Source organism: Hymenobacter aerilatus (genome assembly GCF_022921095.1).
Classification (GTDB): domain Bacteria; phylum Bacteroidota; class Bacteroidia; order Cytophagales; family Hymenobacteraceae; genus Hymenobacter; species Hymenobacter aerilatus.
Window position 1 is genome coordinate 4,938,007 of record NZ_CP095053.1, and the last position, 14,802, is coordinate 4,952,808.

10 protein-coding genes and 1 tRNA gene are annotated in these 14,802 nt (G+C 56.5%); 5 read left to right on the forward strand and 6 right to left on the reverse strand.

What is annotated here, in order from left to right; genetic code table 11:
• The first annotated feature begins 38 nt into the window (after positions 1 to 38).
• Positions 39 to 740 (forward strand): 4'-phosphopantetheinyl transferase family protein, encoded by a 702-nt coding sequence (locus tag MUN82_RS20550; protein ID WP_245093460.1) that lies wholly within the window; start codon positions 39 to 41, stop codon positions 738 to 740.
• 94 nt (positions 741 to 834) lie between these two features.
• On the opposite strand, the gene MUN82_RS20555 is transcribed toward MUN82_RS20550, so the two are convergent.
• A complete protein-coding gene (locus MUN82_RS20555; protein ID WP_245093462.1) occupies positions 835 to 2,334 on the reverse strand; it encodes a S8 family peptidase in 1,500 nt (499 codons plus the stop codon).
• Between the two features lie 381 nt (positions 2,335 to 2,715).
• Positions 2,716 to 2,788 (reverse strand) — tRNA-Gly (locus tag MUN82_RS20560).
• A gap of 130 nt (positions 2,789 to 2,918) precedes the next feature.
• Here MUN82_RS20560 and MUN82_RS20565 point away from each other — a divergent pair.
• From MUN82_RS20565 to MUN82_RS20580, 4 genes are read left to right on the forward strand one after another with little or no spacing between them, the layout of a single operon-like run.
• A complete protein-coding gene (locus MUN82_RS20565; RefSeq protein ID WP_245093464.1) occupies positions 2,919 to 3,146 on the forward strand; it encodes a hypothetical protein in 228 nt (75 codons plus the stop codon).
• A gap of 26 nt (positions 3,147 to 3,172) precedes the next feature.
• The gene (locus MUN82_RS20570; protein WP_245093465.1) at positions 3,173 to 3,370 is read left to right on the forward strand and encodes a hypothetical protein; all 198 of its coding nucleotides are present in this window, start codon (positions 3,173 to 3,175) and stop codon (positions 3,368 to 3,370) included.
• A gap of 13 nt (positions 3,371 to 3,383) precedes the next feature.
• Complete coding sequence (locus MUN82_RS20575; RefSeq protein ID WP_245093466.1) at positions 3,384 to 3,920, forward strand: GNAT family N-acetyltransferase; 537 nt, start codon at positions 3,384 to 3,386, stop codon at positions 3,918 to 3,920.
• 46 nt (positions 3,921 to 3,966) lie between these two features.
• Complete coding sequence (locus tag MUN82_RS20580; protein ID WP_245093467.1) at positions 3,967 to 5,103, forward strand: hypothetical protein; 1,137 nt, start codon at positions 3,967 to 3,969, stop codon at positions 5,101 to 5,103.
• A gap of 13 nt (positions 5,104 to 5,116) precedes the next feature.
• Here MUN82_RS20580 and MUN82_RS20585 read toward each other — a convergent pair whose 3' ends face one another.
• From MUN82_RS20585 to MUN82_RS20600, 4 genes are all read right to left on the reverse strand, one after another.
• Positions 5,117 to 7,171: a kojibiose hydrolase gene (locus MUN82_RS20585; protein WP_511184980.1), complete on the reverse strand. Its 2,055-nt coding sequence runs from the start codon at positions 7,169 to 7,171 to the stop codon at positions 5,117 to 5,119.
• A gap of 165 nt (positions 7,172 to 7,336) precedes the next feature.
• Positions 7,337 to 8,902, reverse strand: a complete 1,566-nt coding sequence (locus MUN82_RS20590) for a RagB/SusD family nutrient uptake outer membrane protein (protein WP_245093471.1) — start codon at positions 8,900 to 8,902, stop codon at positions 7,337 to 7,339.
• A gap of 20 nt (positions 8,903 to 8,922) precedes the next feature.
• The gene (locus MUN82_RS20595; RefSeq protein WP_245093472.1) at positions 8,923 to 11,973 is read right to left on the reverse strand and encodes a SusC/RagA family TonB-linked outer membrane protein; all 3,051 of its coding nucleotides are present in this window, start codon (positions 11,971 to 11,973) and stop codon (positions 8,923 to 8,925) included.
• A 377-nt stretch (positions 11,974 to 12,350) separates the two neighbouring features.
• Positions 12,351 to 14,645, reverse strand: coding sequence for a B12-binding domain-containing radical SAM protein (locus MUN82_RS20600; protein ID WP_245093473.1), 2,295 nt, complete (start codon positions 14,643 to 14,645; stop codon positions 12,351 to 12,353).
• Positions 14,646 to 14,802 lie beyond the last annotated feature (157 nt).

Consider the following 14,802-nt stretch of genomic DNA (forward strand, 5'->3'; position numbering starts at 1 on the left):
GGCAATGTGCGGCGCCGCTGCCTTCCGTAGCTGCGCCTATGGTTTTCAGAGTGCAGCTAGCCGACTATGTGGAAGTAGCTAACTGCCTGGGAAACTATGTGCAGGCGGATGAGCAACGGCGGGCAGCCTCCTATTATCACGCCAGGCACGCCGAGCGGTTTTTGCTGGGTCGTGCTACCCTACGCTTGGTGTTGGGCTACCTGACTGGGACGCCAGCCGACGCTATAGCACTAGCTACCAGTCAAGTCGGCAAACTATACTGCGCCAACGCCCCGGACTGGCATTTTTCTATTTCGTACGACGACGCGTGGTTGGTACTGGCCTTTGCCAGGGTAGAGGTGGGAGTAGATATCGAAAAAATAAAGCCGGAGTTTGCCTACGCCGACGTAGCAGCAAGTTGCTTTTCTGAGGCAGAGCAGCAATATGTTACCGCCGCCGAAGACCCCGCGGCGGCTTTCTTTCAGTCCTGGACCCGAAAAGAAGCAATGGTCAAAGCACTGGGCATAGGTATTGATGACAATTTCGGCGGCCTACCTGCTTTGGATGGCAGGCATACCATACCGCAGGCACAGGCGCAGCAGCAGACCGATTGGGTATTGGCCAGCTTCACAATCGATGCGCAACACATCGGGACACTGGCTTACCCTAACAAGGCTATGGCAATACATCCTATTTTTTGCCATTTACAACCGCTATGGTACCAAGCAGCTGTGAATAGCAAAACTGATCTTTTCGGGTAGCGTAGTTCGCAGAAAACATCTACCCAACAGACAACAGAACAGCCCCGCCGACACCAGTGCCGACGGGGCTGTTCTGTTATGCAATACGCTAAGGCTACAGCGCTTGAGACGACACAGCACGTAAAGCGTTGATACGGCCATGACCATAATAAGGGTCGCGGCCGGGCTTGCCCAGGTCGTCGGCCGAAGCGCGCAAAACGGCCTTCACGCGTGCTGGGTCCATTTGGCCGCCGTTTTTACCAATGACGAGGGCCGCTACGCCCGTAGCATGAGGAGCCGCCATGCTGGTGCCCGCCATCCAGGTGTAGCCACCGTTTTTGGCCGTGCTCAGCACCATATCAAGCGCCCATACGTACTGGCGCACGCCTCTGAAGACCACCAACTCGTTGCCGGGGTAGGCGAAGTCGCCGCCGGGAGCGGCAAAGTCGACGGCCGATGTGCCGTAGTTGGAGTACGAAGCAAACCGGTCTAGATTGGTGGTAAGCGGATTCAACGCCCAACCCATCGGACCAGTAGACGAAATGGAGATAACGCCCGTCGCATCGGCCGGAATGTGCACCAGCGACTGGTCTTTATTGCCGTTGTTGGCGTCGTTGCCTGCTGAGGCAATAACGGTAACCCCCTGCTTAGCAGCGTAGCCTGTTACCTTGCTAATGGCCACTAGCAACTCCTGCGTGCCTTTGGCATCGTGCTCAATGAAGTCATCCGATGGGTCGTTTGGCGTACCGTTGTCGTTCAGGAATTTGCCGTTGCGTGGAATGGCCGCGCCCAGGCTCAGGTTTATCACCTTGGCATTGTTCTGCACGGCATATATAATCCCGTTCATCATCCAGGAAAACGAGCCCGAGCCACTGTCGCGCAGTACTTTTACCAGCAGCAGCTTGGCTTTGGGGGCTACCCCAACCACCCCAATGTTGTTGTCGGCCGCTGCAATGGTGCCGGCAGTGTGGGTGCCGTGGCTGGAGCCGGCGCCACGAAATTGGGCCGCCTCACCGGGCACAAATGAAATACTGCCTACGATATTAGGCTGCAGGTCGGGATGAGTCAGATCGAAGCCACTGTCGAGGTCGGCTACTACCACGCCCTCGCCTTGGGCGCCGGTATTCCAGGCCTGGGGTACTTGAATGGCTGTGTGGCCCCATTGTAGCGGGAAAAACGGGTTGCTGTCGCCAGTGCTGGGCGGATTTACGTTGTTGGCAGCCACATCGGCCGAGCGCTGCTGCGGATCGAATGCCTGATAGGTGAAGTCGCGCACCACGGAGCGCACGCCGGCAATTTTGGCGGCTTTAGCTGCAAAGCCAGGGTCGTCGGAGGTGGCTACGGCAATACCTGCCTCACCCAGCAGCGAGGTAATGGTACCATTGGCCGAAGCAGTTTTGGCAGTGATGTCGCCGGGCAGTTGGTCACCGGAGGCAATGATAATGTACTGTTTAGAATCCAGCGTAACCGTTGGGCCGTCTTGTTTGGCCTGTTGGGAAGAAGTCGCGCTGAGGTTCTCGGTAGGCGTCAGGTCTTCTTTGGCGCATCCAAAGGTGAAGAGCAAGCCCAGGCTAACGAGTGGAAAGAGTTTGTGGGTAAAGGGTGTGGTATGCATAAAGGAAGGTAAGAGTGGATAGTAAGGACTCTGCAGCCACTTTTTGCTAGCGGTTGCAAAACACAATAGAGCTATTTCTATGCTTTATAGCTAATTAATTCGAGAAAAAGTATAAAAATATTGTTATAATTAAAATATAGATATCACTATGCAAATAGCTAGTAATACGCTAAGTGTCTAATATTAAACGCGCTTAGTATAGATTACTATAGCAATCTGACTTTTTGGTTTTAGGATGGGTACAGAATAGCCATATAATACAGCGGGAATGAGGAATGTTCAGCGCTATTAGAGGAAGCAGCAAGGTGCCTGTTGTAAGTAGATGTAGGGCTATATAGAAAAAGCCACTCATCCAGTAGGATAAGTGGCTTTTATATAATGAGCGAGAAACGAGGTTCGAACTCGCGACCCTCAGCTTGGGAAGCTGATGCTCTACCAACTGAGCTACTCTCGCTGAGAGACTTGGTAAGACAAAAATACACCGTAGAAACCATTTTCCAACTCTTGCGCGTATGGGTTTCTATAGGTAGCTCATTTTGGTGGGCATTTTTCTGGTTTCTGGCCGCTTCCCTATTTTCTTCTCTATGGCTGCAACGCCCAATTCCCGCTCCGGTGGTACTATTCATTTGCTGGTTGGTGGCGTACTGCTGATTGTAGAGCTGTACTTGCTTTTCGGTCGCTACACCGAATGGCAGGCGGGTAATTTCAATACCTTCGGGTTTGTGATAAACATTGCCCTGCTAATTCTGGCAGGCTATTTTCTGCGAGCCGGGTGGGAAATGCGACGCGGCAAAAATGATCTGTTGGATTGAGTTCTGTTGCGCCAAAACTACTAGGAGTGCTAGCCTTGCTGCTGGCAGCTGCCCTACTGGTGAGCGTGGCAACGAGCACCAGCACCTATCTGATGGCCCCGCCCGCAGCGCCTACCACTAGCCTGGCTACCGGCAATACTATGGGCTACCTGCTGGCGTCGGCATTGGCAGGGGTAGTAGCTTTGTGGCTCGGAAGATGGGGCATTCGTCGCCTGCGTCATTGATTTCACTGAAGTTATGTCTACACCTCTTCGCATCGTAGCAGCTAAGCGCACCCCCGGCGTAGCTGCAGAACTGGCAGCCTTGGGCCGCCAGACGTTTTACGAAACGTTTGCCGCCGACAATACGCCCGCCGACATGGAGGCTTACCTGGCAGCCACCTTCGGGACGGAGCAGCAGCTGCGCGAGCTGCAAGACCCACATGTTATTTTCCTGCTGGCCCGAATGCAGCAAGAGCTGGTGGGCTATGCCATGCTGCGCCTGCAGTCGGACCTGGGACTAGAGCCAGGCAAATCTGCTGATAACCGCCTGGAAATAGTCCGCCTCTACGTGCGCGAGGATTGGGTAGGCACTGGTCTAGGCGCTTCTCTGATGCGCCGGACGCTGGAAGAAGCCCGCACACACAAGTGCCGGGCCTTAGTGCTAGGCGTGTGGGAGCAAAATACGCGTGCTATTGCCTTCTACCAGCGGTTTGGCTTCAAAGCAATAGGCCAACATGCCTTCACGCTGGGCTCCGACGTGCAAACCGATCTAATTCTGCGTAAAGGGCTATGAAGATGGCTGGATACGATGCGTTTAGCGGCAACGTTACCTTTGTAGCGTGAATAGTCTTATCAAAAGCATCCCCATCCTGAAAATAACCATGCCTGCTGCTTGGCTGGAAGCGCTATACAGGGTAGGGCTGCTGAGCATGGTGCTGCTACTGAGTGCGTGCTCCGGCCAACCTGAAAAAGCCAGCCTACCTGTGCTAACGGGGCATTTCGAAGGGCCAGTCACCTACCAGGGTACCGATTTGCGGGTGGTACTGGACATACGCGAAACAACGCCGGGGCAGCTTCAGGCCGACATGCACTTTCCCGAAATTCCCGGTATCAGCTTTCCTGTGGCCAACTTGCGCTATCAGGAGCCGCAACTGCATTTTGAGCAACAACCCGGGCAACCGGGCAGCATCACGGTGAATGCCGTGCGTGAGGGCGACTTTCTACGAGGTATTTTCACCTGGGACACCATTCAGACACAGTTTGTGTGGGTACGACGCGGACAAGCCGCGGCCCGGCCCTACCGCGAGCAATCGGTACGGCTGCCGGGGCTGGCGGCCACCAGCATGGCATCGTTGCTAATTCCGCAGGATACAGCGCAACGCTACCCGGCAGTGGTGCTGCTACCCGACCAGGCCACAGCCGGCGCCGCTGCCACCCGCGCCGACCTGCTGGCGCGACACGGGTTTGCAGTGCTGCTGCTACCGGCCGTAGCCACCGACTCGGCCACCGCCGCCGACTCATTAGCCTACCATACGGCCAGCGCCGGGCTGGCAGCCTGTCGCACTGAAAGCAGCATCGACACGGCCCGCGTGGGCTTGTGGGTGCGTGGCGCCAATGCCGCGCTGGCCACTCGAGCAGCCCTACAGGCACAGCCCAACTGCCGATTTACCGTGCTGGAAGGTGTTCCTGTGCAAACGCGTGCTCAGGCGCAGCCTTATCAACTGCTGGGTCGGAAAATGCCCGTGTTAGGCATCTATGGTGCGGCCGATACTACCCTCAACGTGCAGGGGAGTGTACGCTACCTGCGGCCAGCGCTCAGAGGACGGGCCAGTACCGTACGGCTCTACCCCAAAGCCAACCGCAACCTGACGGTGGTAGGCTATACCACTGCCCAGGGCCAATGGCAGTGGCCCCAGCCTGCCCCCAATTTCGTAAATGACCTGCTGACGTGGTTGCGGCAGCAAACTGTACAGTAAGCGCGCAGGCTACTCAGCGGGTAACAGAATACGTTTTCCGCTGCGTCCCTACCCCCGTTATCTTCACCGATTGCCAACCCGCAGGCAGCGTGGTCTTACGTTGCTCAATGCCTCTGGGCGTAATCTCCAAGCCACCGAAACCCATCAGCACGGCTTGCAGCACTCCGCCTGCGCCCGTAGCAAAGTAGGGATTGGTACCGCCTTTTGTTTCGGCAATCACGCGGAACGGCGGCAGCAGATTAGGCTGATAGGCATCCTGAAAGAAGTGCTGCGCCTTGGCCGCGTCGCCTAAGCGGGCGTAGAGTAGCGCAAAGATGCCCTGCGTCATGGCGGGGGTGCCTTCGTTGGGTACGCGGGTGGAGTAGTAGTCGAGGTCTTTCTTGATCTGCTCCGGCGCGGTGATGATGTTCAGGGGGTAGGCCAGCAGGTTCACATCCGCCTGCTTAATCCCCTCGCCTTGGTAGGCAGCGTGCTCCTGGGTCACGCCACTGGGTAGGCGTAGGATGGGAATGTTTTGGGCCACGTGTGCCCAATCAGGGTTGGCGGGTAGGCCTAGTAGCTTGGCAGCAGCCATAGCATTCTGCAGATTCACCTTGGCTGCGGCGTTGGTGAAGGCGTTGTTATCCACGTTTTCGGCCCACTCGTCGGCGGCTACCACATTCTTGATGTCATAGTGACCGGGGCCATTTCGCTCCACCCGGCTAGCCCAGAAATCGGCAGTGGCTTGCAAGATGGGCCATCCTTTTTCGCGTAGCCAGGCTTTGTCCTGCGTCACGCAGTAATATTGCCAGGCAGCCAGCGCCACATCAGCCGAGATGTGATGCTCAAACGGCCCGCTCAGCGCCCACACAGGCGTTTCTTCCACCCCCGAGTCGGCACTTTCCCACGGAAACATAGCGCCTTGGTAGCCATGAGCAAAGGCATTGCGCCGAGCTGCTTCCAACCGGTTGAACCGATACTCTACCAGAGACTTCGCAATTTCGGGGTGCAATACCAGTAGGGCCGGAAACATCCACAAATCGGTATCCCAGAACACGTGCCCATTGTAGCCCAAACCCGAAAGGCCCATCGGCGAGGGTGAGAAATCGGTGCCAGCCCGCGAAAAGCTGTAGAGGTGGTAGAGCATGCTGTGCACGTCTTGCTGGGCCTGGGCATCTCCGGTAATCTGGATGTCGCTCTGCCACAGGTCTTGCCATGCTTTGTTATGAAATGCCAATAAACGCTCCTTGCCTTCGAGCCGGGCAAATACCGTGAGGCGCTCCACTTGGTTGAGTGGGTCGGCATCGTGGGCCGAGGTGAGGGTAGCGCCCGTTACGCCATAGGTGTATGCCTGCCCCGCCTTCAGGGTCTTGCTGAACTTCATCAAGTGCATATTGCTGTCCCACATCTCATGAATGACGCGCGGCTCCTGCCCATGCGGCTCTGAAAACAAAAAGCTGGTACTAGCACACAATTGCAACTTGCCGGTAGGGCTGCGGGCCGTAGACGTAAGCAAGCTGATGGTGACGTGCGGCCGGTCGATTTCATTGTAGTAGTTCTGCACCTCGCGCAAGGCGTCGGGGGCTTCCATCACGCTGGCGGCTGTGAGGCTGAGGTCTTTGCGGGCCGTGATGGTCACGTCCATCAGCACGCAGTAGGGGAGGTGGCGCAGCGCTCGGTAGGTGTAGCTGATGGTGGCCTTATCGCCATAGTCGAAGGTGGTGGTGAGTGAGGCGCCCCGCATATCGAGCTGCTGCCGGAAGTTGCGGGCATCAGCGGCGCTCAGCCGTCGTCCGTCAATTTCCAGGTACATGTTCAATAGGTTGAAGCCATTGAGGAAATTGCTGACCCTACCCCGTCCGTACTGGTCATAGGCGCCAGCCAATACCACGCTTTTCACCTTAAACGGCTCCGGCGACGATACTACGCCCAGCATCCCGTTGGCCACCGTCACGCCGTAATAGGTAGCGGGGTCTACTTTATCAGCCATAATGATCCACGGGTCGGGAGTGGTTTGGGCGGTGGCTGGGGATAAGCTAAGAAAACCTAGTAGTAGAGCTGCGAAATAAGCTGGTAGAGAATGGCACATGGGTGGGACAGAGAAGCGAGGAATGAATACCAGCTACACAATAAAACGTCATGCCGAGCGAGTCGGAAGCTTCGGGTGCTGCTATAGTCCTGTAGGGGTAGCACAGCAGGCCAAAGGATTCAGCTCGTTCGGCATGACGTTTTATCATGCAGTACCTAATACGGGTTAATAACCAGGGTTTTGCGTGATGTTGGCGTTGATGTCGACCTGAGACTTAGGAATAGGATAGATCAGGTACTTCGGGTCGCTCTGCGGCTTATCTTTGCGGGCTTGCAAAAACTTACCGAACCGAATCATATCCTGCCGCCGCCACGACTCGCCATACAGCTCCCGGCCGCGCTCTGCGAGGAGCATATCGAGCGTGAGCGTAGTGAAGGCGCTGGCGCCGCGGCCTGGGTCAGTGCGAATGGAGTTGACAATGGCCAGGGCCGTGCCGCCATATGGACCGGCAGAGGTAGGCGTGCCGCCCCGTAAGATGGCTTCCGCCTTCATCAGGAGCACATCGGCCAGCCGGAAAGTCACGTGGTCGTTCTCGCACCCGTTGCCGCCCTTGGCCTCGCTCACATAGTCGACGGGGTATTTGATGGGCCGAATGCCTTTTGATTCCAGATCAGCCCCCGTTTCGAAGAGGTTGATATCTTGCGTGAAGGACAAAGGCGCTCCGCTTCTGGTCGTGACAGGCGCGCCGGTGATGAGGTTGTATTGCTGACCAACCAGGAAGCCCACATTGATCCGGTTGCCGGGGTTGGCGGGGCCGCCATCGGTCTTGTAGGCCACACCCCGACGCTTGTCGTTGGCTTCAAACAAGCTGTAGAACTCGGCAGTGGTAGCTGGCCCGTTGTACCCGTTGACGGGAGCCATGTTGTAGTGCGACACGAACTTCCAGAAGTCGCGCGTAGGACCGGCGTTGCCAAACGTATTCTCCTGTGTGAAGATGTTCTCGCGGCCGATTACCGTGTTGTTAGGAGCAAAGTTATCGAAGACACTAGGGGCGAATGAGTACTTGCCGCTGCTGATTACCTCATCGGCCAGCTTGATCACCTGGTTCATATCCGCGGCGCTGAAGGTAGGCGCCTGGCGGTTGGCGTATACGCCCTTGTTGAGGTAGCACTTCATCAGCAGCACCCGAGCGGCATCCTTGTTAGCGCGGCCAGCCGGCCCGTCGGGGAGGTCTTTCTGGATGGCGTTAATCTCGCTCACAATGAAATCCAGCGCCTCGGTGCCCTTGCGCACTCGCGCCAGCGTGCCTAGGTTCTCGCCTGGGTCGCGATACAGCACTTGGTCGTAGAGGTCGAGTAGCAGGTAGGTAGCCCAGGCCCGAATGAACCGGGACTCGGCCTGCTGCTGCGCACTGGGGCTAAAGCGCAACAGGTCGGTAGATGAATAAATAATGCCTTCGAGCTGCGTGAAGGTGTCGCGCACCCGCTCGTTGTTGGGCGTCCAAGTGTGATTGTATAGCTCCCGCCACTTGCCGTTGTCGTCCCAGTCTGGTCCGCGGGTAGGCATAATCCGGGCATCAGTCGAAACTTCCTCTAGCGCAAACACACTCACGCAACCCTGGATGGGGCCACGCTGGGCGTTGTATACGCCTGTGAGCAGAGCAGCGGGGTCACCCACCGGAATTTGAGAATCGCTCAGTTGGCCTGCCAGCCTTTCACTGACGTCACAGCTATTAGCCAGCTGAAGCACGGCCAGTAAAGCAGCCGCACGCGCAAACGTATGGTAAGTCATGGTATGTAGAAACTAAGGGATTACAGAGAGAAGTTGACGCCGAACGTGAAAGTGCGGGCGCTGGGGTAGGGGAGGTAGTCGATGCCCACGGAGGGCACCTGGTTGGCCCCACGCTTGATGGTGTTAATCTCGGGGTCGAAGCCGTCGTATTTGGTGATGACGAACAGGTTTTGACCCGTAGCGTACACGCGGGCACCCTTAAATACTGAACCAATGTTGCCGAAGGAGTAGGCCAGCGTCAGGTTAGACATTTTCAGGTAGTTACCCTTCTCGAGGTAGCGGGTAGTGGCGGCCGAGGGGTTGCCGATAGACTCCTTCACCGGATTCTCAAAGGTGGAAAGCGCAATGTTCTTGCCGGCGCCAATCTGACCCACGTTACCTACTGCATTGAGCGTGTTGTTGTAGATGTACTGTCCAAAGGCACCGGTCATGTTGGCTACCAGCGAGAGTTTGCCGTACCGCACGTTGGCGCCCAGGCCCAGCAGCGTTTTGGGGTTAGGGCTACCGGCGTAGGCAATCGGACCAGGTGCGTTGGAAAGGCCTTGCTCATTTAGGCCAGTGTATTGGGGTAGGAAGAACGCGTTGATGGGGTAGCCGCTGGTAATCAGCTGCGCCAATACACCCGACAAGCCCTGGCCGTTAATGGCGCCAGTGGTGATGTCGGCCGTTCGCAGGTCCTTCACTTCGTTATGAATAAAAGTGGCGTTGGCATTCAATCCCACGTCTACTTTCTCGTTGGTTACGATAGTAGTATTCAGTGCCAGCTCTACCCCTTTGTTAACGATTTTACCGTCGAGGTTGGTCCAGCGAATGGCCTGCACTGGCGGCGCAGGTTGGCCGGGTAGCTGCGGAAACAGAAGGTCGGTAGTGGTTTTGTAGAAATAGTCGGCCGTGAGAGTTACGCGGTTGTTGAACATACCCACGTCAATACCAGCATTGTACTGAGCGTCCGATTGCCATTTCAGATCCGGGTTGGCATCGTTCAGCGGAGCCTGCTCCCCTAGATTGTTGAAGGTGTAGCGTCCCTGCGCCGAACCAGCCGGAAATTCCTGGTTGCCGGTGCGTCCGTAGCCGGCCCGTAGTTTCAACTGCGTGAGGCGCTCAGTTGGGAAGAAGGATTCCTGGCTCAAGTCCCAGGCAATGGCGAAGGAAGGGAAATAGCCTACCTTATTGTTTGGCCCAAACTTGCTGCTTTCGTCGCGACGCAGCGTACCCGTCAATACATAGCGGTCCTTATAGTTCAGGATAGCCCGGCCAAAGACAGATTGCAGCTGCGAAGATGGATCAACGAAAGAAGAGACCAAGCGCGACCCGGCAGACGAGCTTTGAATGTAGTTTGTGTAATCGAGGCCATAGTTGCCAAAACCGCCCTGCGCAGGGTTGCCGTAGGCATTCAAATTAGAGCCCTGGTTTGCAAACTTGGTGTATTCGTAGCCTAGGAGCGCATTGATATTCAATCCATCCTTCACTTGTTTGTTGAAAGTGAGGGTATGCGCGATTTGCTGGGTGGTCAACTCATTCTGGCCGATGCTGGCAAAGCCTTGGTCTTGAATACCAGGGTAGTTAATCAGGCGCTGGTCAATGGAAGTACGCCGCTCACCGGTGTTGTAGTTGACGCTGATCAGCATCCGGTACTGCAGCCAGTCCGTGAACTTGTAATACGGTGCGGCACTGGCCAGAATGGTCGTTACACGCGAGCGGTCGTTGTAATATTCCTGGCTGGCTACTGGGTTTACCACGTCGCCGGGCTGCACGAACAACGTACCATCAGGGTTGCGCAGGGGCTGGGTAGGGTTCCACTGCAGCGCCTGCCCAATCAGGCTACCCCGGAAACCAGCATCGGTGGTGATGTTGGCTAGTTCTTCGCGGAATTGGCTGGTGGCAATGTTTACATCAAGGCCAAGCTTTTTGCTTTCTAGGAATTGGAAGTTGGTAGATAGGTTGGCGCTGTACTTTTTAAACCCTGTCTTCTTTACAATGCCATCCTGGTCGAGGTAGCCGATAGAGAGACGGTAGCGACCGGTTTCGCCGCCGCCGCTCATGGCTACGTTGTAGTTCTGGAGGTAGCCCGTGCGCAAAATCTCCTTGAGCGCATCCACGTCGCCCCCTTTATCGTTGGCGGCCGGCGCGCCATAGTAGCCTATGGCCTCACGATACTGGCTAGCATTGAGGAAATCGGGGCGGCGCAGCAGGGTAGAGAAGCCGTTGGAGATGCCTACGTTCAGGACCGGGGCACCGGTTTTGCCTTTTTTGGTAGTGATGAGCACCACGCCATACGCCGCCCGCGAGCCATAAATGGCCGTAGCTGAGGCGTCTTTCAACACCGTCACCGCCTCCACGTCGTCGGGGTTGAGGAAGTTGAGCGGGTTGCTATCTGCGCCTGCGCCCACATCGGTAGAAGCCACCAAGCCCGGCCGGGCCGTACGGCCATCGAGCGGCACGCCATCTACCACATACAGGGGCTGGCCAGTGCCCGTCACGGCCGAGTTGCCGCGAATACGCACAGTAGCTGGTCCGCCGGGCTGGCCGCTATTGTTGCTCACTTGCACACCCGATACCCGGCCCTGAATCAATTGGTCGGGGGAGGTGAAGGTGCCGCGGTTGAATTCTTTCTCGGTTAGGGTAGTCACCGAGCCGGTCACGTCCTCCTTGCGGGCCGTGCCGTAGCCTACCACTACTACATCGCCCAAGGCTTTGGAGTCTTCCTGCAGGGTAACGGAAATGCTAGACTTGCCGGTAATGTCGACGCGCTGGGAGGTGTAGCCCACCGACGAAACCGATAGAGTAGTGGTAGCTGCTGGCACTTGCAATTCAAATGAGCCGTCGGAACCGGAACTGGTCCCAACGGTAGTGCCGGGAATAATAATTGTGACGCCGGGCAGGCCAGTGGAATTGGCGTCTATTACCTTACCCGTGATAGTCCGGTTGGCTTGCGCCTGGCCGAAATGCGGAAGAAAAACGAACAGAGTCGCCAAAACAATCAGTAGCGCCACGTGCCGGGAAAAGCGGCTACTCGGTTGCCGAACCAAAACTGGTACAGGCAAATGATACCACGCGTATTCGTTGTGCATATAGTGAAAGAATGAAGTGTGGGAATTTTGACCGAAAACGTTTGAAATATATAGAAATCGATTGCATAAAACCTTTCCGTGGCTATATAATTTTTAATCTTTTTTAATGTGCGCTAACAAGATGCTCATTCGGTAAGCCGGTGAGTACGAGCGATAAGCAAAAGGCTAATAGAAATCGAAGACTACAGTATGTAGTCGGGAAAGAGAAAATGCGCTCTGTTGAGCTTGAAAAAGCATTTTTGCCCGCTGTGCCGGGCTAGTTGCACTAGTAGACCGTTGAATGGTTTGGATCAACGCTGAGAAGCTCGTGCGCAAGTGTACTTGCGCACGAGCTTCTCTTAGCGGCAAGCTCTTCAATAGTGCAGCAATAGAATGTGCTAGATTAGCAGCAGACCCTTCTCCCGCAACAGTTGCCAAGTAGGCGACTGTAGGAAAGCTTCGAACGACTGACCAGCAGTAGCCGGGAAGGAGGCAGCAGCTTCCTTGAGCAGCAGCTTAGTGTCGTAGTCGGTGGTAAGGCGGGTGAGCAGCTGGTGTAGCCAGGAACCAAGGGTAGGACTAGTCTTCAACTCAAAATCCTCGGCTTGCTCATAGAACGTGAGCACAGCGCGTGCTCCTTTTTTACCGGCTTCTTGGCGTAGTTCGGGCGCATTGCCTAGCCAAAACAGCCGGTTGTTTTGCCGGGCAAAATCCGGCTTACCTTCCTCTTGTAGCGCCTGCTGAATGAGGTGGCGCGACACAGTAGGGCGAGGCGTTTTAAAATCGAACCAAAATTGTAGCGGTTCTTGCAGGGCCACGCCGTGCATGTAGTTGTAGAGTGCCTTAGCCAGACCAGGACCAAACCGTTCGTGGTCGGTGCCAGTGGGGTCGTCGTGCCAGAGGTCGTTCCAGGCAAAGGTGCCCGGCTCGGGACCGATGGCAGCTACCTGATACTTCGCTGGGTTCTTCCCTACCGGCGAGTGCGCCGTCATCGAAAAGCGGTGCCAATAGCCACTTTGCACAATGCCTGCCCCAAACAACTGCCGTACTACCTCCAAAGAGTCTACCGTTTCCTGTGCTGACTGGGTAGGGAAACCGTACATCAGGTAGGCGTGTACCATAATGCCGGCCTGCGTGAAGCCGTCTGTCACGCGGGCTACTTGAGCAATAGTGACGCCCTTTTCCATGAGGGCCAGCAGGCGGTCGGAGGCTACCTCTAGGCCACCACTCACGGCAATGCAGCCCGAAGCGGCTAGCAAGCGGCATAAATCGGGCGAGAAGGTTTTCTCGAAGCGAATATTACCCCACCACGTAATACTCACGCGGCGGCGTAGCAGCTCCACCGCTAGGTCGCGCAGGGCCAGGGGCGGGGCGGCTTCATCCACGAAGTGAAACCCTGTTTGACCAGTCTGAGCAATAATCTGCTCGATGCGGTCTACCAGTAGGGTAGCCGGTGCGGTTTCGTAGCGGCTGATGTAGTCCAGCGTCACGTCGCAGAAAGAGCAGCGCTTCCAATAGCAGCCGTGGGCAATGGTCAGCTTGTTCCAGCGCCCATCGCTCCAAAGGCGGTGCATGGGATTTAGCACTTCAATTACCGACAGATACTCGGTGAGTGGCAAATCGGAGTAGTCAGGCGTGCCTACCTCGGGGTGCGGAATGTCGGGGAAGGGTTGGTTGACGTACTCTACCTCCCCAGCCGCATTGCGCAGAAAAGTGCGCTGGAAGGGTAGGGGAGAGTCTAGGCCGTCATGCTGGGCCTGTCGAAGCATCTCTATTGCTTCGTTGTTAGACGCAGAAATTGCTAACGGTAGAGATGCTTCAACAAGCTCAGCATGACGGCCTTTTTGACTCAAATATTCCAACAACCGCAGCCACGGCCCTTCGCCATCGTCGAGCGTGAGGTAATCGATATAATCAAAAAAGCGTGGCTCTTTCAGCTGGCGCAGTTCCGTGTTGGGGTAGCCACCGCCCATCAGAGTTTTGATGCGCGGGCGGAGCTGCTTGGCACGGCCCGCCAGCCGCAGCGCCCCGTAGAGGTTGCCCGGAAACGGCACCGAAAACCCTACCACGTCCGGTTCCACGCGGGCCACTAGGGCATCCAGCAGTTCCTCCAGCATCTGATCCAGCAGGTTGGGTGCGGCTTGCAGGGCCTCGTGCAGCGGATCGAACGAGGTGGCCGACATACCCAGCTTCTCAGCATAGCGCGAAAAGCCAAACTGTGGCCCTACCGTCTCTTTGATTAGGTCGCCCAGGTCTTCGAGGTAGAGCGTAGCCAAGTGGCGGGCCTGGTCGGTGAGGCCCATCGTACCGAAGGCACTTTCCAAGTCGGCTACGTTGTCGAAGCGGCTGGCTTCGGGGAGGTAGCGGGCGTGGCAGATGCGCGGTGCCAGGGTAGTATCCTTGTTTTGCAGAAAGCGAATGACCGGACCAATGGTAGTCAGGTAGCTGCGTTGCAGACGTACCATGCGTCGGGCGTTGTCGCTCAACTCGAAGCCACCTTGCTCAATAGCCGCAAACACACGCCGCAAGCCTTCCTGCGAAAACAGCTTCAGCACTAGGTCTAGCCCTAAGTCAGCTTGCGTGACCTGGTAGCCGCGCCCCGTCAGAAAGCCTTTGATGTAGGCGGTGGCCGGGTAGGGCGTATTCAGCTGCGTGAGCGGCGGGGTGATGAGCAGGATGCGGGGACTAGACACGGCGACAACAACCGCCAACCGGCGGTAAAGGTGCCCGCAAAGGTACGGCGCGCTACGTTGTTTTAGCCCGTTGCCGTTGGTGAGCGGTGACACCCAAAACAAAACCGGCGGGATAGAAGAACATAGCTCCTACCCCGCCGGTTTTGTACGGATAGTT